The sequence below is a fragment of the Pseudarthrobacter sp. J47 genome (assembly GCF_049810315.1).
Classification (GTDB): domain Bacteria; phylum Actinomycetota; class Actinomycetes; order Actinomycetales; family Micrococcaceae; genus Arthrobacter.
Window position 1 is genome coordinate 2,559,435 of the sequence record NZ_CP187358.1, and the last position, 21,006, is coordinate 2,580,440.

The 21,006-nt window shown below is 65.0% G+C and carries 17 protein-coding genes and 1 pseudogene; 8 read left to right on the forward strand and 10 right to left on the reverse strand.

Annotated features, from left to right (window positions below; all coding sequences use genetic code 11):
- Window positions 1–93: 93 nt before the first annotated feature.
- Window positions 94–870, reverse strand: a complete 777-nt coding sequence (locus tag ACPJW8_RS11715) for a fumarylacetoacetate hydrolase family protein (RefSeq protein ID WP_330194128.1) — start codon at window positions 868–870, stop codon at window positions 94–96.
- Between the two features lie 158 nt (window positions 871–1,028).
- Between ACPJW8_RS11715 and ACPJW8_RS11720 the strand changes: the two genes are divergently transcribed.
- From ACPJW8_RS11720 to ACPJW8_RS11730, 3 genes are all read left to right on the forward strand, one after another.
- Window positions 1,029–1,367, forward strand: coding sequence for a helix-turn-helix transcriptional regulator (locus tag ACPJW8_RS11720; RefSeq protein WP_330194126.1), 339 nt, complete (start codon window positions 1,029–1,031; stop codon window positions 1,365–1,367).
- A gap of 75 nt (window positions 1,368–1,442) precedes the next feature.
- Window positions 1,443–2,237, forward strand: a complete 795-nt coding sequence (locus ACPJW8_RS11725) for an ImmA/IrrE family metallo-endopeptidase (RefSeq protein WP_425256339.1) — start codon at window positions 1,443–1,445, stop codon at window positions 2,235–2,237.
- Window positions 2,234–2,848 carry a hypothetical protein gene (locus ACPJW8_RS11730; RefSeq protein WP_330194123.1) on the forward strand — a complete coding sequence of 205 codons (615 nt, stop codon included), beginning with the start codon at window positions 2,234–2,236 and terminating at the stop codon, window positions 2,846–2,848. Before ACPJW8_RS11725 ends, ACPJW8_RS11730 begins: the two co-directional genes overlap by 4 nt.
- 30 nt (window positions 2,849–2,878) lie before the next feature.
- Here ACPJW8_RS11730 and ACPJW8_RS11735 read toward each other — a convergent pair whose 3' ends face one another.
- Window positions 2,879–3,670: an MBL fold metallo-hydrolase gene (locus ACPJW8_RS11735; RefSeq protein WP_330194122.1), complete on the reverse strand. Its 792-nt coding sequence runs from the start codon at window positions 3,668–3,670 to the stop codon at window positions 2,879–2,881.
- 119 nt (window positions 3,671–3,789) lie between these two features.
- On the opposite strand from ACPJW8_RS11735, the gene ACPJW8_RS11740 reads away from it, so the two are divergent.
- A complete protein-coding gene (locus ACPJW8_RS11740) occupies window positions 3,790–4,395 on the forward strand; it encodes a hypothetical protein (protein WP_330194120.1) in 606 nt (201 codons plus the stop codon).
- Window positions 4,396–4,487: 92 nt separating this feature from the next.
- Here ACPJW8_RS11740 and ACPJW8_RS11745 read toward each other — a convergent pair whose 3' ends face one another.
- Both ACPJW8_RS11745 and ACPJW8_RS11750 read right to left on the reverse strand, forming a co-directional pair.
- A complete protein-coding gene (locus ACPJW8_RS11745; protein ID WP_330194119.1) occupies window positions 4,488–5,600 on the reverse strand; it encodes a branched-chain amino acid aminotransferase in 1,113 nt (370 codons plus the stop codon).
- Between the two features lie 98 nt (window positions 5,601–5,698).
- Window positions 5,699–6,751 (reverse strand): 3-isopropylmalate dehydrogenase, encoded by a 1,053-nt coding sequence (locus ACPJW8_RS11750; RefSeq protein ID WP_330194118.1) that lies wholly within the window; start codon window positions 6,749–6,751, stop codon window positions 5,699–5,701.
- A 118-nt stretch (window positions 6,752–6,869) separates the two neighbouring features.
- Between ACPJW8_RS11750 and ACPJW8_RS11755 the strand changes: the two genes are divergently transcribed.
- The 4 genes and pseudogenes from ACPJW8_RS11755 (at window position 6,870) to ACPJW8_RS11770 (ending at window position 12,195) form a co-directional block, all read left to right on the forward strand.
- On the forward strand, window positions 6,870–8,051 hold the full coding sequence (locus ACPJW8_RS11755) for a sensor histidine kinase (RefSeq protein ID WP_330194133.1): 1,182 nt from the start codon (window positions 6,870–6,872) through the stop codon (window positions 8,049–8,051).
- Between the two features lie 2 nt (window positions 8,052–8,053).
- Window positions 8,054–8,787 (forward strand): annotated as a pseudogene (locus tag ACPJW8_RS11760) (response regulator).
- Between the two features lie 124 nt (window positions 8,788–8,911).
- Window positions 8,912–9,691, forward strand: coding sequence for an ABC transporter ATP-binding protein (locus ACPJW8_RS11765; protein ID WP_330194117.1), 780 nt, complete (start codon window positions 8,912–8,914; stop codon window positions 9,689–9,691).
- A 2-nt stretch (window positions 9,692–9,693) separates the two neighbouring features.
- On the forward strand, window positions 9,694–12,195 hold the full coding sequence (locus tag ACPJW8_RS11770) for an ABC transporter permease (RefSeq protein ID WP_330194116.1): 2,502 nt from the start codon (window positions 9,694–9,696) through the stop codon (window positions 12,193–12,195).
- Window positions 12,196–12,262: 67 nt separating this feature from the next.
- On the opposite strand, the gene metG is transcribed toward ACPJW8_RS11770, so the two are convergent.
- The 6 genes from metG to ilvN all read right to left on the reverse strand — a co-directional run bounded on the left by metG (window position 12,263) and on the right by ilvN (window position 21,004).
- Window positions 12,263–13,822 carry a methionine--tRNA ligase gene (metG, locus tag ACPJW8_RS11775; RefSeq protein ID WP_330194115.1) on the reverse strand — a complete coding sequence of 520 codons (1,560 nt, stop codon included), beginning with the start codon at window positions 13,820–13,822 and terminating at the stop codon, window positions 12,263–12,265.
- A 33-nt stretch (window positions 13,823–13,855) separates the two neighbouring features.
- Complete coding sequence (locus ACPJW8_RS11780) at window positions 13,856–14,611, reverse strand: ABC transporter ATP-binding protein (protein ID WP_330194114.1); 756 nt, start codon at window positions 14,609–14,611, stop codon at window positions 13,856–13,858.
- Window positions 14,608–17,400: an ABC transporter permease gene (locus ACPJW8_RS11785; protein WP_330194112.1), complete on the reverse strand. Its 2,793-nt coding sequence runs from the start codon at window positions 17,398–17,400 to the stop codon at window positions 14,608–14,610. The genes ACPJW8_RS11780 and ACPJW8_RS11785 overlap by 4 nt, the downstream gene beginning before the upstream one ends.
- A gap of 265 nt (window positions 17,401–17,665) precedes the next feature.
- A complete protein-coding gene (serA, locus tag ACPJW8_RS11790) occupies window positions 17,666–19,255 on the reverse strand; it encodes a phosphoglycerate dehydrogenase (RefSeq protein ID WP_330194111.1) in 1,590 nt (529 codons plus the stop codon).
- Between the two features lie 129 nt (window positions 19,256–19,384).
- Window positions 19,385–20,410: a ketol-acid reductoisomerase gene (ilvC, locus tag ACPJW8_RS11795; protein ID WP_330194110.1), complete on the reverse strand. Its 1,026-nt coding sequence runs from the start codon at window positions 20,408–20,410 to the stop codon at window positions 19,385–19,387.
- A gap of 81 nt (window positions 20,411–20,491) precedes the next feature.
- Window positions 20,492–21,004: an acetolactate synthase small subunit gene (ilvN, locus tag ACPJW8_RS11800; protein WP_330194109.1), complete on the reverse strand. Its 513-nt coding sequence runs from the start codon at window positions 21,002–21,004 to the stop codon at window positions 20,492–20,494.
- Window positions 21,005–21,006: the final 2 nt, after the last annotated feature.

Genomic DNA, 21,006 nt, shown 5'->3' on the forward strand with positions numbered 1-21,006 from the left:
AAAGGACCGGACGGTTCGACGACGGCCCGCACCTGTGCGGCTGGCGGACCACAAACGGGGGTCAGAAGGAACCCGTCGCAAGGGAGGCTCCGGCTACCGGCGGACGATCGGGTTGGAGAGCCTGCCGATGCCTTCGATCTCAACCTCAATGCGGTCCCCGGCCTCCACCAGGCCGACGCCGGCCGGGGTGCCTGTCATGATGACGTCACCGGGAAGCAGCGTGAAGGCATGCGAAACGATGGACACAAGCTCGCGGACGCCGCGGATCATCTGGCTGGTATTGCCGTCCTGGCGCAGATCGCCGTTCAGCCGCGCCTGGATCTGCAGGTCCTCGGTGTCCAGCTCGGTTTCGATCCACGGGCCCAGGGGTGCCGAGGTGTCAAAACCCTTGGCGCGGGCCCACTGCAGGTCCGACTTCTGGACGTCGCGGGCAGTGAAATCGTTGCCGCAGGTGTAACCGAACACCACATCATCCACGCGGTCTTCCGGAACGTCCTTGCAGATCCGGCCGATCACTACGCAGAGTTCGGCTTCGAAGGACACCTCCTCGGAGAAGTCCGGCAGCACCACGGGATCGTTCGGCCCAACCACGGCCGTGTTGGGCTTCAGGAACAGCAGCGGCTGGACGGGGACCTCGTTGCCCAGCTCCTTGGCATGGTCCGCAAAGTTCCGGCCCACCCCGATCACCTTGCTGCGCGGAATGATCGGCGCCAGCAAACGGACGTCCTCCAGCTTGTGCCTGACGGCGGTGGGCTCCACTCCGTTGAAGAAGGGGTCGCCGTTGATGACAGTGATTTCCTCACTGCCGGGCAGGCCTTCCACAATTCCGTAGAGGGGATCAGAATCGACTACAAACCGGGCAATACGCATGGTTCCCAGCCTACCGTCCCGGCGTCCGTAGACATTCCTACAGCCGCCGGGGGAAGGAATCCCGAAGCATAAAGTCACAGGCTGCCTCACGTTTTGTCGGTACCGGGCTTATACTTGAATCATATTTAGCTGAACTGATTCAACTTGAGGTGGGGGCAATGCACACGGAACCTACGGGCCGGCTCATCGAGCGCGCCCTGGAAGAGGCCGGGATGAGCCAACGCGCTTTGGCTGACGTAACTGACATTTCCCAGTCCACACTGTCCCGGATTATTTCCGGTGATAGGGATGCGAAGCTTCCCGAACTCGTAGCGATTTCCTGGGCTACAGGGTGGACAGTCGCCCGGCTCACGGGCGATGGAACTGTTGCCGAGCGCGCGCTCTGTGCTGCTCGCGCTACCAACGGTTCAGCGATGGAGAGCATGCGCACTAAGCTCATCGAATTCCTCGAGCTTGACGAGCATCTGACAGACCTCGGCATACCTGCGGAGGTCTAAGCCGTGTCACATCGAACAATCGCCCCGGAGAAGGAAGGTTGCGAACGGGCTGCTGCTTTCCGTCGGGAGCACCACTTGGGCAACCAGCCTCTCTCAGACCTCGCCGCAGTCATCGAGCAGACCACCCGCATCGACGTCGCCGTGCTGGAATCTCCAGAGGGCGAGCACGGCATTACCATGCAGGATCCGGGGCGGACCGGCTACTACATTGCTGTAGCCAAGACCACGAACCCGATGCGGCAGCGGAGCTCGCTGGCTCATGAGCTTGCCCATGTCCTTTTTGAAGACGGCTGGGAGAACGCCGGGACCACGTGGGACAGCCGTCGCCCTGAAGAAATGCGGGCGGACTCCTTCGCGCGTCACCTTCTTATCCCGCAGGACGGACTCAAAGCGTTCCTCGGCGAGTCCCGGGCCGACTCCGAATCGGCGCTGTCCTCTGTTGTACAGCGCTTTCTTGTGTCTCCCGCAATCGCTGGTATTGCCCTTGAACAGGCCGGGTACATCGATGCCCGAACCAAAACTGCGTGGAAGGGCATCTATGCACCGCGGCTGGCTTCCCGGTTTGGATGGATGGACCAGTACAGGGCGCTGCAAAGCGACTCTGACCGAACCCGGGCTCCGCAACGGCTACTAGCCCGCGCAGTCCGCGCCTATGAGGAGGGGTTGGTTCCGGCTCAGGCCATCGCTAACCTCCGCAACCTTCCTCTGGAAACCGTTTCGAACGAATTGGGCGAGGCCGGCATTACGCCCAAAACCGTGGACGCAGAGTGGGCGGATGCCTCAACCCTGCCGACAGTCAGCGTGGACCTTGACGAGTTGGATGCGGACCTTAAAGGCATGTGGGAAGACGCGAGGGGCAGCGGGGAATGACCTCGCGACCAATCATCGATGCCGGTCCTGGTTTAAACTTCTTCTCCATCAATCAAGAGCGACTGCTCCTGCAAATCCTTGGACCGTTGTGTGCGCCAGAGACAGTCCGCGATGAGGTACTGCGCAAAGCCTCACAGGACAGCCGTTTCGAGAGGGCGGAGGCCGTCTGGCGCAAGCTTGGCCCCAAGTGGCTGGAGATCCTCTCGGACGCCAACGTTCCTGAACTCAACAAAGCGGTCACCCGCATCAGCCAGATCCCAATGCCTCAGCGCATGAGAAACAGCAGGGATCTGGGCGAAACCATGGTGATCGCCCATGCGGTAGTGATGGCCGAGTCCGGACACGACATTACCGTCCTCATCGATGACGGAGCGGGTTCGGGGCTCGCAACCATCGAAGCACGGCGTCTCACCATGCTGCGGGAGGACGGACGAGACGTGGGCAGCCTCAAGCTCATCAACACTGTCACCGTCCTCGAAAAAGCCGTGACAGAAAAACATGTGACAGCGAAGGGCGAACTTCGCACCATCTACCGGCGACTTCGCGAACTCGACGATGGGCTCCTCCCTATCGAACGGACAACTCTCCTGCCCAAATCTCTCTGGCCATAGCCCGGACGGCCTACTGTCCCGGCCGGAGCTTCAGCTTCGGAGGTAATCCAGCTGTGCCGCAACAGACAGTTCCGCTGCCCTCCGGACGGAAGGGTCGACGTCGTAATACACCACCGCCGCGACCTCCGCCACAGATGCGTCCCGGCCTAGTCCCGCCAGCGCCGTGCGGACCTGTTCCAGGCGCTCCAGCCGGTGGTTGCGGTAGGCGCGGACTACCGTGCGGATATCGGCAGCGGCAGGCGCCGGACCGTGTGCCGGCAGCACCGTCGCGGAACCCAAGGACTCCAGTAAATCGAGGCTGGCCAGGTAGTCCCGCAGCGTGCCGTCAGGGTGGTCCAGCACAGTTGTCCCGCGGCCCAGGATGGTGTCACCGGTCAGGACCGAGCCGGCCGGGCCGTCGTCCGGGAGGAAGAAGCAGACCGAATCGGAAGTATGCCCAGGCGTACCGAGTACCCGGATCCGGACCCCCGCGGCCATGATCAGCTCATTCGCCAACAGCAGGGCTCCCCCGCCGTGGCAGTGCACGGGATCCGCGGCGCGCACCGGTGCACCGGTCAGCTGATACAGGCGTTCGGCTCCTTCGGTGTGGTCGTGATGGCGGTGCGTGATCAGGATGAGTTCAACGCTCCCGGCAGACGCCAACGCCTGCAGGTGATCCTCGTCCAAGGGACCGGGATCAACCACGACGAAGCCCGCAGGTTCCGGGGCGGACACCAGGTAGGAGTTGGTTCCCTCCAGGCTCATGGGGCCCGGGTTGGGCGCGAGGAGGTATTCCGTCAGGGCCGAGCTGCGGCGGATCGGGGCGTCATGGGCAGGAGTCACGGATCCATCTTCGCACCACAGGAAGTTCCGGGGTAAAGGCGGCCATGGAATATCTCAGGCCCCGGCGCAGGTTGTGGCAGATGGACCCATCAGCCCTACAGGAAGCATCCGGCACAGCCATGAGCGATTCACCCACCACCTTGTCCACCTTGCTGGCGGACGTTGATGCCGCAGGGCACGACCACGCCGTCAACGACAGGAACAGCGGCCTGCAGCACATCCACAACCACGCAACCGGCGCCGTGGTCTGGTTCCCCACCTGGCAGAAATTCCGCGAGACCACAGACTGGACCGAAGCCGTCACGGAGCAGGAAGCCCGCCTCGAAGCGGCCACCGCCTCCGGCGTCCCACTCCAGGAGGCAGCGTCCCGGCTCCTGGCCGAACGGCTGGCTGAGCTGCTGGAACGTGCCGCCAGCTCCGCTGATGCAAACGTGTTTGTCCAGGAAAACCTCACCCCGCACCTGACCGACACCTGGGCCATCGCGGACGCTGTTGCACGGGCTGCCGGTTCCGAACTCCCCCACGGCACACCTCCCGCGGCCTTCACCGGATACCCGTACGAGATATACGCGCAGGAGGGCGGCGCCTTCGCAACATCACTCTGGAACGACATCATTGACGCCCGCCGCAACCGCGCCCTCGCCGACGAGGCGGCACGGAAGGCGCTCAAGCCCGTGTCCCGCAAGGCCCTCAAGAATGCCGCCCGGAAGGCCGCGCGCCGCTAAGGACGCAAAGCCATGAATTAACGACGGCGGGTGGCCGGGACGCTGCGCGGATCCGCAGCGCCGGCCACCCGCCGTCGTAGGTTATTTCGGTATCAGGCGAGGCGCGTCAACCAGCCGTGCACGTCCTCCACGGCGCCCGTCTGGATTCCCAGCAACTTTTCGCGGATGGCCATGGTGGTCTCCCCCGCCGTGGCATCCTCGGAACCGATGAACTCGGTGGCGTCCTTGAGCACCCCGATGGGGGTGATGACGGCTGCAGTACCGCAGGCGAAGACCTCGGCAATGTCCCCCGAAGCCACGCCGTCGCGCCATTCATCCAGCGTGATCTTGCGCTCGGAGACCTCACGGCCCATGTCCTTGGCCACCTGGATCACCGAGGAGCGCGTGATGCCTTCCAGGATGGTGCCGGACAGCGCCGGAGTGGCCAGGGAGCCGTCCTTCATGACGAAGAACACGTTCATGCCGCCCAGTTCCTCAACGGCATCGTCGTTGAAGTGGTCCAGGAACAGCACCTGCTTGCAGCCGTTGGCCTCGGCCTCCTGCTGCGCGATCAGCGATGCTGCGTAGTTGCCGCCGCACTTGGCTGCGCCTGTTCCACCGCGGCCGGCGCGGGCGTATTCACGGGAGATCCAGATGGAAACAGGCTTCAGCTCGCCGCCGAAGTAGTTGCCGGCCGGTGACGCGATCACGCGGAAAGTGACTTCGCGGGCAGCGCGAACACCCAGGAACGCCTCGGTGGCGATCATAAACGGCCGCAGGTACAGGGCTTCGCCGTCGCCGGCCGGAACCCAATCCTTGTCAGCAGTGACCAGTTCACGCAGCGCGCCGAGAAAGTATTCCACGGGCAGCTCCGGCAGGGCCAGCCTGCGCGCCGAGTTATTCAGGCGGGCCGCGTTGGCTTCCGCACGGAACGTCCAGATGGAGCCGTCTGCGTGGCGGTAGGCCTTCAGCCCTTCGAAGATTTCCTGGCCGTAGTGCAGGACTGCTGCGGAGGGGTCCAGGGCAATAGGCCCGTAGGGCTCCAGCCGGGGATCGTGCCAGCCGCCGTTGCCGTTGGCGTCGACGGTGTAATCGACGATCGCGGTGTGGTCGGTGAAATAGTCGCCAAATCCCGGGTTCGCCAGGATGGCAGCACGCTCTTCGGCAGATTTCGGGGTGGCCGAAAGCTGCCGGGTGAATTCGACGCCGTGGGCAGTCTGAGTCATGGTTCCTCCACAATCGGCTGCCGTTTACCGGGTGTCGACGCTGAACCCCGCCGGCAGCATTTGGTGATTCGACACAAGCTTACGCCTGCTGGGATGCGCTACAGCGCCGCCGCGATGGCGTCGCCGATGGCACTGGTGGTGCGGTTCCCGCCGTCGCGCTTTTCGACGTCGGAAACCACTGCGGCCTCGATCTTCCGGGCGGCTGTGGTGTAGCCGAGGTGATCGAGGAGCATTGCCGCGGAGAGGATTGCCGCGGTGGGGTCCGCCTTCTGCTGCCCGGCAATATCCGGAGCAGAGCCGTGTACCGGTTCGAACATGGACGGCGCCGTGCGGTCCATGTTGATGTTGCCCGACGCTGCCAAGCCAATGCCGCCGGTGACGGCAGCTGCCAGGTCCGTCAGGATGTCGCCAAAGAGATTATCGGTGACGATGACGTCGAAGCGGGACGGGTTGGTGACCATAAAGATGGTGGCCGCATCCACGTGCAGGTAGTCGTGGGTGACCTCCGGGAATTCCGGAGCCACTGCCTCGACGGTGCGCTTCCACAAGTGGCCTGCGTAGACCAGCACGTTGTGTTTGTGGACCAGCGTCACGTGCTTGCGCTCACGGGCCGCTGCCCGGCGGAAGGCGTCACGGACTACGCGCTCCACTCCGTGCGCGGTGTTCAGGGACACTTCGGTGGCCACCTCGTGCGGGGTTCCGGTGCGCAGGCTGCCGCCGTTGCCCACGTAGGGACCCTCGGTGCCTTCGCGCACCACAATAAAATCAATCGTGCCGGGGTTGGCCAGCGGGCTGCCCACCGAACCGTACAGCCGTGACGGCCGCAGGTTGACGTAGTGGTCCAGGCTGAACCGCAGCTTCAGGAGCATCTCGCGTTCAATGATTCCGGAGGGAATCCGTGTGTCGCCCGGCGCGGCGCCCACAGCGCCAAAGAGGATGGCGTCCCGGGTGCGCAGGTCCGCAAGGACCTCATCGGGGAGCGTTTCGCCGCTTTCCAGCCAATGCTCGGCACCGAGCTTGTAGTGCGTGGGCTCGACGGCGATGCCCTCGGCTGCCGCTGCCTTGCCCAGGACCTTCAATGCTTCGGCGATGACCTCCGGGCCAATGCCGTCGCCGGGAATGACTGCCAGGTTGATCGTGGGTGCGCTCATGGAATCAAGGGTAGTAAGCCCATCCACATGCTGGGCAATCCGTCTCAGTATTCGATCACCCCGAAGATCAGACCGTGGCATGAGGCGCCCCTGACCGCCCGCAGAATAGAGTTCCATGGTGGATAGACGACACAAGATATACAACTGGCTCCGGGACAACACCTTCAAGGTGGACATCACCATCATGGTGGCGGTGTTCCTGCTGACGGGGCCGGTGTACCTCATCGCCGACCGGCCGGGCTACTTCCTGCTCTCCACCGCCATGGTGGTTCCGCTGGCCTGGCGAAGGACAGAACCTGTGCGTGCCGCAGCCGTGATTGTGCTGGCGTGCCTGGTGCAGTGGTCCCTCGGCCTGGAACCCCTGGCCGGGCTGGTGGCCGTTCCCATCATCATCTACGCCGTGGCCGCGTACGGCCCCGCGTGGGCCAGCCGCACGGTCCTGGGCCTGGGGCTGGTGGGCGGCGTTATGCTCACCAGCCGGAACTTCAGTGGCACAGCCGAAACTGGCGTGCTGGGCATGACCATCAGTGCCGTCTACACAGTGCTCATCTGGATGCTGGTGCTGTTCAGCTGGACCCTGGGCGACCTGACCCGCATCCGCCGGCTGCAGCTGCAGACCCTCGCGGACCGCGCCCGCCGCCTGGAAACCGAGCAGCAGCAGGAACGCTCGCTGGCAGCCGCTGACGAACGGGCGCACATTGCCCGTGAAATGCACGACATTGTGGCCCACTCCCTTTCCGTCATCATCACCCAGGCCGACGGCGGGAGGTACGCAGCCGCCGTCGAGCCCGAAGCCGCCACCCGCGCGCTGTCAACTATCGCTGCCACCGGCCGGACCTCGCTCGCCGAGATGCGCCGCCTGCTGGGAGTCCTGCGCAGCGACGATCCCGCCACTACCAGGCCGCTGCCCGGGCTGGACGACCTCGACGAACTGTTCCTGGGACTGCGGGCCACCGGACTGCGGCTGCGCTTCAGCAAGCAGGGGCAGCCCCGCCGCACCTTGCCCGCCGGAGCGGAACTCACCGCCTACCGCGTTTTCCAGGAGGGGCTGACCAATGTCCTCAAGCACGCCGGACCCGACGCCGAGGCGCGCGCCTCGCTGACCTGGACGGCCCGGGGGCTGGAACTGGAAATTCACGACGACGGACGCGGGGCAGCTGCCGACGCTCCGGAATCGCCGGGCAACGGGCTGCGCGGGATGGCGGAGCGCGTGACACTCTACGATGGAACACTGGCCGCCGGACCGGCGCCCGGCGGAGGCTTCCACGTCTCTGCCTTCATCCCTTACACGGAAGCCTGACGATGTCCCTTTCAGCAACCTCCGCCACCACCCCCGCGCCGGAACAGATCCGGGTGGCCCTGGTGGATGACCAGCAACTGGTGCGCTCCGGATTCGGCATGCTGATCAACTCGCAGCCGGACCTCACGGTAGTAGTGGAAGCCGGTAACGGAATCGAAGCAGTCCAGGCCCTCGCCGGCACCACCGCCGACGTCGTGCTGATGGATGTGCGGATGCCCGGAATGGACGGCATCGAGGCCACCCGGCAGCTGATGGAGCAGGTGGCCGCCGCGCCCCCAGGCTCCCGGCGCAGCGAACTGAAAGTGGTGGTCCTGACCACCTTTGACCTGGACGAATACGCGCTGGCCGCCATCCAGGCCGGAGCCAGCGGCTTCCTGCTCAAGGACGCCCCGAAGAGCTCCTGGACGCCATCCGCACCGTCCACCGCGGGGATGCCGTCATCGCTCCGTCAACCACCCGGCGGCTGCTGGACCACGTCGCTCCCCTGCTCCGCACCCAGGGTTCCCAGCGTCCCGAGCACCATGCCGCCGTCGAACGCCTGACAGCCCGCGAGCGCGAGGTCTTTGAGCTCATTGCGCTGGGGCAGTCCAATCCGGAGATCGCGGCGGGGCTGTTCCTCTCCGAAGCAACCGTGAAGACGCACGTGGGCCACATCCTGGCGAAACTCGAAGCGCGGGACCGGGTACAGGTTGTGGTCATGGCCTACGAGACCGGGGTTGTCACACCCGGATCCTGACGTTCCGCACGCCGGTGGTCTGACAGCCTCATAGCGGGCTCTCAGACTCCGGTATGAGGCTGCGGCGCCGAAAGCAGACCCCCGGCACGATTCCCCAGCGGGCGGGGCTGCATAGCGTGGAGCCATGACCACTTCCGCGAATATCCAACAGTCCCCCGCCGCCACTGCCGCGGCGTCACCGGCACCGGCCGTCCAGGCAATTTCCGTTTCCAAGACCTACGGCCGCAACGAAACCAGGGTCACCGCCCTCCGCGACGTTTCCGTCAACTTCGATGCAGGCCGCTTCACGGCCATCATGGGCCCGTCCGGCTCCGGCAAGTCCACCCTCATGCACTGCCTCGCCGGCCTGGACACCGCAGATTCAGGCAACATCCTGGTAGGCGGAACAGACATCACCGCCCTTAAGGACAAGGAACTCACGGCACTGCGGCGTGAACGCATCGGCTTTGTGTTCCAGGCGTTCAACCTGGTCCCCACCCTCACCGCGGAACAGAACATCACCCTGCCCTTGGCGCTGGCCGGCAGCCGTACAGACACTGAATGGCTGGACTACGTGGTCACCACCCTGGGTCTGCAGGACCGCCTCAAGCACCGCCCGCACGAACTGTCCGGCGGCCAGCAGCAAAGGGTAGCCGTGGCCCGTGCCCTGCTGACCCGCCCGGACGTCATTTTCGGTGACGAACCCACCGGAAACCTGGACTCGACGGTAGGCGGCGAAGTACTTTCCCTGCTCCGCCGCAGCAGCAAGGAACTGGGCCAGACCATCATCATGGTGACCCACGATCCCGTTGCCGCCAGCTACGCGGACCGCGTGGTCCTGATGAGCGACGGAAAGCTGGTGGGCGAAGTCCTGGAACCCACCGCAGCCTCAGTCCTGACCGCCCTCGGCAAGCTGGGGGCGTAGCCGTGCTTCGCGTCGCTCTTTCACAGTTCACCGCGCACAGCAGGCGGTTCGTAGCCGTTGGGCTCGCCGTCATGCTGGCGGTGGCCTTCCTGTCCACCACCTTGATGGTCAACGCCAGCACCAGCGCCTCGCTGGGCGCCAGCCTGGGCGAGGCCTACAAAAAGGCTGACCTCGTTGTTGTTCCCAACGGCGATGGCCTGGACCAGAGTGCGCTGGATGCCGTAACCGGCACGGCAGGCGTGGGCTCCACCTACGGCAGCCAGCGCATTCCCGCCTCCTTCACCGCCAGGGGTGAGGAAGTGGTGGGACTGGTCCGCAACCTTGCCCCGGAGAGCCTTGAGTCCGCTGTCCTGACCGAAGGCACCTACCCGGGTACGCCGTCGGACATCGCCATCGACGCCACCACGGCGCAACGGCTGGGGATCAAGACCGGCGATACCCTGGCGCTCCAGGCCATGGACGGTCCAACCACCCTCTCCTTACAAGTCACGGGATTGCTCCGGCCCAGCGCCGATCCGTTCAGTGCGGCGCTGCCCCAGCTTCTGGCGCTGTCCCCCACCGTGGGGACGCTCGCGGCAGGTGAAACTTCGCTGGACAGCATCCAGCTCACGGCACTCCCGGGCACTGATGCCGGCCAGCTCAAGGAGGCAATCACTTCTTCCATGGGCGCCACCGGGCAGTCCGGCGCCACCGTCAGGACCGGCGACGAGCAGGTCACCTACCAGGTGGCTTCCATGACCGGCGGCCAGGACCAACTGACAGGCATTCTGCTCGCCTTCGCAGCAGTCGCATTGGTGGTCTCCGGACTGGTTGTCAGCAACACTTTCGCCGTCCTCGTGGCCCAGCGGACGCGGGAGCTTGCCCTGCTCCGATGCCTCGGCGCCGGCCGGAACCAGGTACGGAACTCCGTCCTGGCCGAAGCCCTGGTAGTCGGCTTCGTCTCCTCCGTGCTGGGCGTGCTTGCCGGAACAGGGCTCATGGCCGGGCTTGTCTCCTGGGCCGCCTCTCAGCCGGACCGGCAGTTCGCCACCCTGGCCGTCCCGCCGTCGGCCATCATTGCCGGCCTCCTGGCGGGCGTCCTGCTGACGGTGGCTGCAGCCTATGTCCCTGCCCGGGCGGCAACTGCCGTGGCCCCCCTGGCCGCACTCCGGCCGGCAGACGACGCCTCGCTGGCCAACACCAAGGGAAAGCTGCGCCTGGTCCTGGGGCTTGTGGCCCTGATTGTGGGCGTACCGCTCCTGGTGATCGGTGCGGTCCAGGGCCAGCTGGTGATTGGGTTCGGCGGCGGCCTGCTGTCCTTCCTGGGCGTCCTGATGTGCTCCACCCTGTTTGTTCCACGGCTGGTTTCCCTGGTGGGTAGACTGGCGGCCCCGGCCGGAGTTCCCGGCCGGCTCGCCGCACTGAACTCCGTCCGCAACCCCGGGCGGACCTCCGTGACCGCTGCCGCGCTGCTGATCGGCGTCACCCTGGTGACGCTGATGATGACCGGCGCGGCTTCCTCACGGACCGCTTTTGACCAGATGCTGGCCAAGAACTATCCGGTGGACCTCGCAGTCACGCTGCCCTCCCCGGTCCCGCCGGAAGGCGCAGAGCCCGCCACTTCGGGGCTGACGACGGCGCAGCGCGACGCTGTCCGTGCCATCTCCGGCGTCTCCGAAGCGGAACTGCTGCCGATCGTGGGTCAGCTCGACGTGGATGGCGCCAGCACGCCGGTCTACGCGATTCCCGCAGCCAACGCTGCCGCACTGCTGCGGGACCAGTCCCTGGCAGTTGAACCCGGCAAAATCTACCTTCCGGAAGATTCCGCCTCCGGCCCAGCCACGGTAACCGGAGGCACAGCGTCACTGGACCTTGACGCCGTCGTCCTCGAAGCCCGTGGCCTGCCGCCGTTTATCAGCATGGAGACAGCGCAGCCGCTGCTGGACGGCACCACGACGGGTGCCGGCGACGCACTCTGGATCGGCCTCGGGGAATCGGACAAAAAGCTGTCCGGCGACGACATCAGGGAGATCCAGTCGTCCGTGGCCCAGGCCCTGGGCGTGCCGGAAAGCGCTGTCGGCGGTGCCGCCCTGGAACGGGTCACCTTCAACGAGATCATTGACGTCCTGCTGCTGGTGGTCACCGCACTGCTCGCGGTGGCCGTGGTGATCGCGCTGATCGGCGTGGCGAACACATTGTCCCTGTCGGTCCTGGAACGGACGCGGGAAAACTCGCTGCTGCGTGCACTGGGCCTGACACGTGGACAGCTGCGCACCATGCTGGCACTGGAAGCCGTCCTGGTGGCCGGTGTTGCCGCCTTGATCGGAGCGGCGCTGGGCAGCATGTACGGCTGGCTGGGCGCGATGTCCGCCCTGGGCAGCGTGGCCACCGTGGCGCCGTCGATCCCGTGGCTGCAGCTCCTCGCAGTGCTGGGCGTGGCAGTCATGGCGGGCCTGTTGGCCTCCGTGGTTCCGGCCCGGCGTGCCGCACGGCTGTCCCCGGTGGAAGGACTCGCAACGACTTAACCCCTTAAACAGCAAAGCCGGGTGGCGGCAGATTTCTCTGCCGCCGCCCGGCTTTTGCTTGTTTGCCTTAGGCTTCCGCGGGTTCCTCGTACTTCGGGAACACCGGGGTTGGTGCCGGCAGCGCCGTGCCGGAGACGATCGGCGTGGCCAAGGCGGCGAACTGGCGGGCGTCGCCTTCCGGCTGGCCCAGGGCGTCCAGGACGGCACCCGTTGCGCCGGGCATGACCGGCTGGACCAGGATGGCGACGATCCGCAGGACCTCGAGCGTGACGTACAGGACGGTGTTCATGCGTTCGACGTCGGTCTTCCGCAGCACCCAGGGGGCCTGCTCGGCAAAGTAGGCGTTGGTGTCTCCCAGGACGGTCCAGATGGCCTCGAGGGCGCGGCTGAACTCCTGCTTTTCGAAGGCCGCGCGGGCGGCGTCAAGGAGCCCGTTGGCCTGGGCCAGCAGCGCCTCGTCCGCGGCGGAGAAGGCTCCCGGCGTGGGAACCTGGCCTTCACAGTTCTTGGCCACCATGGACAGCGACCGCTGCGCCAGGTTGCCGAAGTTGTTGGCCAGGTCCGCGTTCATGCGGCCGACAATGGCGTCATGGTGGTAGCTGCCGTCGGCGCCGAAGGGCACCTCCCGGAGGAAGAAGTAACGGACCTGGTCCAGGCCGTACTGCTCCACGAAGTCGGCAGGAGCCACCACGTTGCCCAGGGACTTGGACATCTTGACGCCGGCGTTGTGCAGGAAACCGTGGATCATCACGCGCTTGGGCATTTCCAGGCCGGCGCTCATCAGGAACGCGGGCCAGTAGATGGCGTGGAAGCGGGAGATGTCCTTGCCGATCACGTGCACGTCCGCCGGCCAGAACTTCCGGAAGGACTCCGACTCAATGTCCGGGTAGCCGACGCCGGTCAGGTAGTTGGTCAGGGCGTCCACCCAGACGTACATGACGTGCTTGTCATTGCCCGGGACCGGTACGCCCCAGTCGAACGTGGTGCGGCTGATGGAGAGGTCGTCCAGCCCGCGCCTGACGAAGCTGATCACTTCGTTGAACCGGGACTGCGGGGCACCGAATTCGGGGTGTTCCTCGTAGAGCGCCAGGAGCCGGTCCTGGTAGGAGGACAACCGGAAGAAGTAGCTCTCCTCAGCCGTCCACGTGACCTCGGTGTCCGTCTCTTTCGAGTAGCGCACGCCGTCGTCCTTCACCACGGTCTCGTCCTCGACGTAGTACGCCTCGTCGCGGACGGAATACCAGCCCTCGTACTTGTCGAGGTAGATATCGCCGTTCTCCTCCATCTTCTTCCAGATGGCCTGCGACGCGGCGTAGTGGTCCGCGTCCGTGGTGCGGATGAAACGGTCGTAGGTGATCCCCAAGGCGGAGTGGGCTGCCTTGTACACCTCGGCGTTGCGGTCCACCAGCTCCTTGGGCGTGATGCCCTCCTTCTCCGCGGTCTGGGCGATCTTCATCCCGTGCTCGTCGGTGCCGGTCAGGAACATCACGTCGTAGCCGTCCAGGCGCTTGAACCGCGCCATGGCGTCCGTGGCGATGTACTCGTAGGCATGGCCGATGTGCGGTACGCCATTGGGGTAGGTAATGGCGGTGGTGATGTAGAACGGCGTTTTCGCGGTGGAAGTCACAGGTGGAGATTACCTTTAGTGCGGAGGGAAGAACTAGATCAGTTCGGTGAGGGTGTCGCTCTGGCGGACCAGTTCGTGGTCGTGGGACGCAACCAGGACGGCGATGCCGTCATTGGTGGTGTCCTTCAGGATGCTGATGATGCGGTTGGCGGAGGCGCGGTCCAGGCTGGCTGTGGGCTCGTCCACCACCAGGACGCGGGTGCCAAGAATCAGTGCACGCGCGATCGCCACACGCTGGCGTTCGCCACCGGAGAGCTGTGCCGGGCGGTGCCGCATGCGGCGGCCCAGGCCCACCAGGTCCAGGAGGTCCTTCGCCATCTCGTGGCGCTGCTTGACTTCGCCATCCGGGACGGCGGGGAGCAGCACGTTCTCGAGGGCACTCATGCCGTCGATCAGGGCGCCGCCCTGGTCCACGTAGCCGATCAGGGCCCGACGGCGGTCGGCGATTTCGTCGTCGCCCATGGTTTCCAGGGGTGCGCCTTCCCAGAAGACCCTTCCCGACGTCGGCAGCGTCAGTCCGGCGCCAACGGTCAGGATACTGGTCTTGCCGGAGCCACTGCGCCCGGCGACGCAGTGCATCTCACCGGCGTGCAGCGTCAGGTTGAAATCCTCGACGACGCTGACTGCCTCGGCACCGCCCTTGTCGCCGCCATAGCGGATGGTGATGCCTTCCAGTTCCAGCGGCGTGGCATGATCCGCAGCCTTGACGATGGTGTTGGCCCGGGTCTGCAGGCCGGCGTCACCGTTTCCGCTCCGACGGGTCCGTTGAAGATTGGGCTCGTGTGTCATTGGACCACTTTCGTTGCAATTGGAATCCAGCAAAGTACGGCGACCAGGCCTGCCAGGCCTGCCCACAGGACGGCGTAGGGAGCCACCAGGAGGCCGATTCCCAGCGCGCCCAGCACACCCAGCGGAACCGCGACGGTTCCCACCAGGGCGTTTTCGAAGAGGCGGACCTGCCGGAGCATGTCCGGGTTCCAGCCCATTGCTTCCAGGATGGAAAGGTACTGGCGCTTGGCCTGGAGTTCAAAGCGGCCGGTGACCAGCGTCAGGACCAGCCCCACCAGCACCCCGGCGACAGCCAGGATGATGCTGGGGGCAGCGATGCTGGCGGCGGCAAGCCCGCTCAGCGCGCTGGCGCCGGCAGCCCGGGGAATGTCTATCAGCAAAGCGATCAAACCGCCCACCGCTGCACCGAAGACGCCAACAGCAATGGCGAGGGCCACGGTATTGAACTTGTTGGTGCTCAGCTGGCGGTTGGCGAACGTCAGCGGCGAATCCACCGGGATCAGCCGTTCGTCATGCTGCGGTTCCTGGTCGATCTCCTCGCGGTGGCGCAACTGCTGGGCAGCGAAGAAGGCCGCTGCCGCATAGAGGACCAGGACGGAGACTGAGACGACAGCGGTCACCAGGCTCCAGCTCAGGAGGCTGAGGATGATTCCGGCAACGGCAACCATGGCGGCGCCGACCCCGAATTCGGCCAGGACCCACGAACGGATCCGTCCCTGGGTCCAGCCCATGGCCCGCAGCGTGCCCGCCTCTGAGCGGCGCTTCCTGACGTAGCTGACAGTTGATGCACCCGTCAGCAGGGCCGCGCCGCAAAGGGTGAGGAACAGCAGGGTGGTGTTGGTGCCGGTCAACGAACCGGATACGGCGTCTGCTGCGTTCTGGCGTACCCAGGACTGCTGCACGGTGCCCAGTGCCGATTCCTTGCCGGCGTCGTCCTTGGAATACCCGGGGACGAAGATGCTGACATCCTCGCGGGCCGAACCGGCCACCACGGTAGCTTCAAGGCCAAGCTCACGTATCTGGTCGGCCAGCTTTTCAACCTCCGGCTGCGCCTGCTTCCAGCTGCCACCGGCCGATGCACGCACGCGCACCGCATCGATGACGTCTGCGTTGTCGGTGTAACCGCGGGCGGCGGCCAGGCCGTAGTAATCGGTGATGGCACCAGCGGACTGGCTGGCCAGGCCCGTGGCACTCAGCGAAGGCTTGAGGCTGCTTGCCTCCACCGTGTTGCCGTCGGCGTCACGGGTCAGCGTCAGCGGGGTGGGGTCATAGCCGCCAAGGGGCAGGCGGTTGACGTCGCCGGCAGCTTCCTGGACAGCAGCGGGATCGAAGGTGCCGTAAACCATAGGCAGCGGAGCTGCGAGCTTCTCACCGGTCTCAAGATCCTCACGGTAGGCACGCTCGTCCACCGGGTCGCGCTGGGTCTGGTCCACTTTTGACCCGTCCAGCCCGGTATCCGGGAGCCTGTTGACGGTGACCCAGTCCCGGGGAACGGCTGTTTTGGCCACAGCGCCGTTGGCTGCGGTGCCCGAATCGGCGTATTCCGGGGCGGCGGCGAAGTCGGTGGACCATTCGGCAGGCTCGTACAGGCCCTGGTTGAAATTTCCACCGGCGCCCAGGAGGCCTGAGTGATCATTGGATCCAGGCCAGGATAGGGCAAACGGATCGTCGGAGACGAACGGCAGGTAACCCTCACCCAGTGATTTGGTGGCAGTGCCGACTTCCTTGACCACGTTTCCGGAGGCGTCGAGTTCTTCGATCTTGACCTTGTAGGTCAGGTCCAGGATGGTTCCTGACCTGACGATCAGCGGGATCGCCTGGGAATCCGCAGTCAGGGCGCCCTTGGCCTTCGCCTGCTGGTACTGGGACATCAGCGGCGCCCAGTACTTGAGCTTGACGCCGAGGAAGTCCGGGCCCTCTTCCAATTCCTTGGGGGTGATCCCGCTGGTGAAGAGGCTTTCAAAGTGGCGGCCAATGGCTCCGGCATTGCGGGCATCCGCGGGCGGGGCCTGCTCCAGCGGGGCCAGGAAGTTCCCGGATTCACCAAGCAGCGCGCGCTCGGCAACGGGGTCGACGGCGACCACGGACTCGGTGATCTCCGGCGCCGTGGGCAGCGAAACAGAGAGATTAAAGAGATTGTGCACCGAACCGCCTGCCGGGGACGGGAACTTGATGCCCGTTTCACCTTCGGCGGGGGCAATCTGGATGCTGGTGCCACCCTGAGTTGTGGTCTCCACAATCCGGGCCTTGCCCACCGAGCCTTCGGCGGAGGTCTCGAAGAGGGTCTGCTCGCTGGATCCGTCCGAGCTGACAGCCGAAGCGGTCAACCGGTACTTCTTGGCTGCGTCCGTGAGCACGGATTCGGCGGCCGGCCAGGAGGACGGGTTGGAGCCGCCGGGCTGCTCAACACTGGCAGTGCCCACCAGGCCGGGGTTGTAGCCCAGGTAATCCATCGCATCAAGGCGGGGGGCCTGGACGTTCTGCGTCACCCGGGAGACCAGGCTGATGGGTGCCGCCACGGAGGTACCGGCAAGCCCGCGGATGCTCTCCAGCTGCTCGAAGTTGATACCTCCGGAGCCGTTGGCGATCTCTGGCTGCAGGAGCACGCCGGAATCCGCCTTGGGCTGGACGAGGATGTCATAGAGGCCACGGGAATTCTCGTCCACTGTCCGGTTCAAGGCAGCCTGCGACTGCCCCTGGATCAGGACGGAGAGTCCCATAGCGATGATCAAGATGGCCGCGGTCAACAGCAGCACACGGCTTCTGATGAACCTCTGGACGGCGTTCATTGGGCTCCTGAAAGCTGGATTGCGTACGCACTCCACTACCCTCCGGGCAAGGTGGAGGGCGGTGTCCCTGGCGGGGTGCAAAAAAGGTGTTGGCCGGCCTGCCCGGCGCGGTCCCGCGAGGGACCAAGCCATTGTAAGCAGACCGGCCAATCATACCTGCCACGCCCTGGCGAGTCGTCCGGGCGCGTCGCAAAGTGGGAAAATATGCGTCGCGAATCGGAGGCTCTCCCGGCCTTGCTGTTTGGCGACTGGCGCCGTTCCCGGTTTAGTCTTCCAGGTCCACTTCGCGGACCATGTCCGCACCGATGCCGGCCTTGATGGCGTCGAGGACCTGCTGGGGCACGGAGCTGTCGATGGTCAGGAGCGCGAGCACCTGGCCGCCTTCAGTCTGGCGGGCCACCTGCATGCCGGCGATGTTGATGTTGTTCATGCCAAGGATGTGGCCGATGGTGCCGATCACGCCGGGACGGTCCGAGTAGGCAACCACCACGAGGTGCTCGCTGATGGGGATTTCCACCTCGAAGCCATTGATGCCCACCAGCTTCTGGATCTGCTTGGGACCGGTCAGCGTGCCGGCTACCGAGATTTGGCTGCCGTCGCTCAGGGCGCCGCGCAGGGTCAGCACGTTGCGGTACGACTCGGTGTCCGGGGTGGTGATGAGCCGGACGTTGATGCCGCGCTGTTCGGCGATGACCGGAGCGTTGACGTAGGAGACCTGCTCCGTCACGACGTCGGCAAAGATGCCCTTCAGCGCAGCCAGTTCCAGCACCTTGACGTCAAGGGTGGAGATCTCGCCGGCAATCTCAACGTCCACTTGGGTGAGCGAAGCATGCGTCATGGCAGTGAAGATGCGGCCCAGCTTTTCGATCAGCGGGATACCGGGGCGGACGTCCGGAGCGATGACGCCACCGGCAACGTTGACGGCATCCGGGACCAGTTCGCCGGCCAGGGCAAGGCGGACGGACTTGGCTACCGACACACCGGCCTTCTCCTGCGCCTCGTCAGTGGAAGCACCCAGGTGAGGCGTGACAATCACGTTGTCCAGCTTCATGAACGGCAGGTCAGTGCTGGGTTCCTTGACGAACACGTCGACGGCGGCACCGGCGATCTGGCGGTCCTGGAGGGCATCGAACAGCGCGCTTTCGTCCACCAGGCCGCCGCGGGCGACGTTGATGACGTAGGCGCTGGACTTCATCTTGGTGAACGCGTCGGCACCGAGCATGCCAACGGTCTCAGGAGTCTTAGGCATGTGGATGGTGACGAAGTCGGACTGGCTCAGCAGTTCATCCAGCGTGACCAGCTTGACGCCCAGCTGCGCGGCACGGGCCGAGGTGATGTAGGGATCGTAGGCGAGGATCTCGGTCTCGAAGCCCTGCAGGCGGGCTGCCACGAGCGCGCCGATCCGGCCAAGGCCGATGATGCCGACCTTCTTCTCGAAGAGTTCAATGCCCGTGTACTTGGAGCGCTTCCATTCGCCGCCCTTGAGCGCGGCGCTGGCCTGCGGGATGTGGCGGGCGAGGCTGAGGATGTGGCCTACCGTCAGTTCCGCGGCGGAAACGATGTTGGACGTAGGCGCGTTGACCACCATCACGCCGGCCTGCGTGGCTGCCTTGATGTCCACGTTGTCCAGGCCGACACCTGCGCGGGCAATGACCTTGAGGTTCTTGGCGGCGGCAATGGCCTCGGCATCAACCTGGGTTGCGGAGCGGACCAGGATGGCGTCCACGTCGGCAATTGCGGCCAGCAGCTGGGAACGGTCGGCGCCGTCGGTCTGGCGGATCTCAAAGTCCGGGCCCAGGGCCTCGACGGTGGCGGGCGAAAGTTCTTCAGCGAGAAGTACTACAGGTTTTGACACGGGTGATCCTCTGCGTTGCAGTCCGGGGAGATAAATCAAAGTCTAGGCTTACATAAAGGCCGGGCCCACATTGTTAAGTGTGAACCCGGCCTCAGTTATGTGTATGTGTAGTAACGGTGGCGCCGCCCCTTAGCGGGCTGCGGAACCCTCCACGTAGTCCACGTCCTGCTGCTGCCAGGCGAACAGGGAGCGCAGTTCGCGGCCCACGGCCTCGATCGGGTGCTGCTCTGCTTTGGCGCGGAGCTCCTTGAACTCGGCGCCGCCGTTGTCCTGGTCATCGATGAAGCGCTTGGCAAAAGCACCGGACTGGATGTCAGCGAGGACAGCCTGCATGTTTTCCTTCACCTCGGGGGTGATGACGCGCGGGCCGGAGACGTAGTCGCCGTACTCTGCGGTGTCGGAAACGCTCCAGCGCTGCTTGGCGATGCCGCCCTCCCACATGAGGTCAACGATCAGCTTGAGCTCGTGGAGCACCTCGAAGTAGGCGATCTGCGGCTGGTAGCCGGCTTCGGTCAGGGTCTCGAAGCCGTACTGGACCAGCTGGGACACGCCGCCGCAGAGGACGGACTGCTCGCCGAAGAGGTCGGTTTCGGTCTCTTCGGTGAAGGTGGTCTTGATGACGCCGGCGCGGGTGCCGCCGATTGCCTTTGCGTAGGACTTGGCCAGGTCCCAGGCGGAACCGGAAGCGTCCTGTTCGACCGCGATGATGTCCGGGATGCCACGGCCGGCTTCGAATTCGCGGCGGACGGTGTGGCCCGGAGCCTTCGGGGCCACCAGGATGACGTCAACGCCCTCCGGTGCCTTGATGTAGCCGAAGCGGATGTTGAAGCCGTGTGCGAAGGCCAGTGCCTTGCCCGGGGTCAGCTTGTCCTTGATCGAGTCGTTGTAGATCGAGCGCTGGTGCTGGTCCGGTGCCAGGATCATGATGACGTCGGCCCATTCGGCGGCGTCGGCGACGTTCTTGACGGTGAAGCCGGCTTCCTCAGCCTTGGCGATCGACTTGGAACCTTCCTTGAGGGCAATGGCAACCTCGACGCCGGAATCGCGCAGGTTCAGTGCGTGGGCGTGGCCCTGTGAGCCGTAACCAACGATTGCAACCTTGCGACCCTGGATGATCGACAGGTCTGCGTCGTCGTCATAGAACATTTCAGTCACTTGGGTAACTCCTCTTGAGTGGATTTCTTTACTGATTAGTCTGTGGTGTTGCGGTACTGCGCGGGCCTTGATGCTGCGGGATTAAGCGCTGCGCAAGGCCCTGTCACTCATGGAGCGGGATCCCCGTCCAACAGCCAAGGTGCCGGACTGCACAATTTCGCGGATACCGAACGGTTCAAGCACCGAAAGGAGTGCATTGATCTTATCCGGGTGGCCGGTGGCCTCAATGACGACGGAGTCTGTGGAGACGTCGACCACTGAAGCGCGGAACAGGTCTGCAGCCTGGGTTACCTGCAGCCGTGTTGCGGCATCCGCACGTACCTTGACCAGGATGTGGTCGCGCTGTACGGAAGATTCTGAAGTCAGTTCAACGATCTTGATGACGTTGACCAACTTGTTCAACTGCTTGGTGACCTGTTCGATCAGGTCGCCATCGGCGTCGACCACCACGGTCATGCGGGACATGCCCGGGACCTCGGTGGGGCCGACTGCCAGCGAATTGATGTTAAAGGCGCGGCGGGCGAAGAGGCTTGCGACGCGGGTCAGGACGCCGGGTTTGTCTTCAACCAGGACTGAGAGTGTGTGGCGGGGCATGT

Excerpts from the sequence above, each read along its gene's own strand:
- ACPJW8_RS11715 (WP_330194128.1), bottom strand. The coding sequence starts at position 870 with ATGCGTATTGCCCGGTTTGTAGTCGATTCTGATCCCCTCTACGGAATT.
- ACPJW8_RS11720 (WP_330194126.1), top strand. The coding sequence starts at position 1,029 with ATGCACACGGAACCTACGGGCCGGCTCATCGAGCGCGCCCTGGAAGAG.
- ACPJW8_RS11765 (WP_330194117.1), top strand. The coding sequence starts at position 8,912 with ATGACCACTTCCGCGAATATCCAACAGTCCCCCGCCGCCACTGCCGCG.
- ACPJW8_RS11750 (WP_330194118.1), bottom strand. The coding sequence starts at position 6,751 with ATGAGCGCACCCACGATCAACCTGGCAGTCATTCCCGGCGACGGCATT.
- ACPJW8_RS11780 (WP_330194114.1), bottom strand. The coding sequence starts at position 14,611 with ATGACACACGAGCCCAATCTTCAACGGACCCGTCGGAGCGGAAACGGT.
- ACPJW8_RS11745 (WP_330194119.1), bottom strand. The coding sequence starts at position 5,600 with ATGACTCAGACTGCCCACGGCGTCGAATTCACCCGGCAGCTTTCGGCC.
- ACPJW8_RS11785 (WP_330194112.1), bottom strand. The coding sequence starts at position 17,400 with ATGAACGCCGTCCAGAGGTTCATCAGAAGCCGTGTGCTGCTGTTGACC.
- ACPJW8_RS11740 (WP_330194120.1), top strand. The coding sequence starts at position 3,790 with ATGAGCGATTCACCCACCACCTTGTCCACCTTGCTGGCGGACGTTGAT.
- ilvN (WP_330194109.1), bottom strand. The coding sequence starts at position 21,004 with ATGCCCCGCCACACACTCTCAGTCCTGGTTGAAGACAAACCCGGCGTC.
- ACPJW8_RS11730 (WP_330194123.1), top strand. The coding sequence starts at position 2,234 with ATGACCTCGCGACCAATCATCGATGCCGGTCCTGGTTTAAACTTCTTC.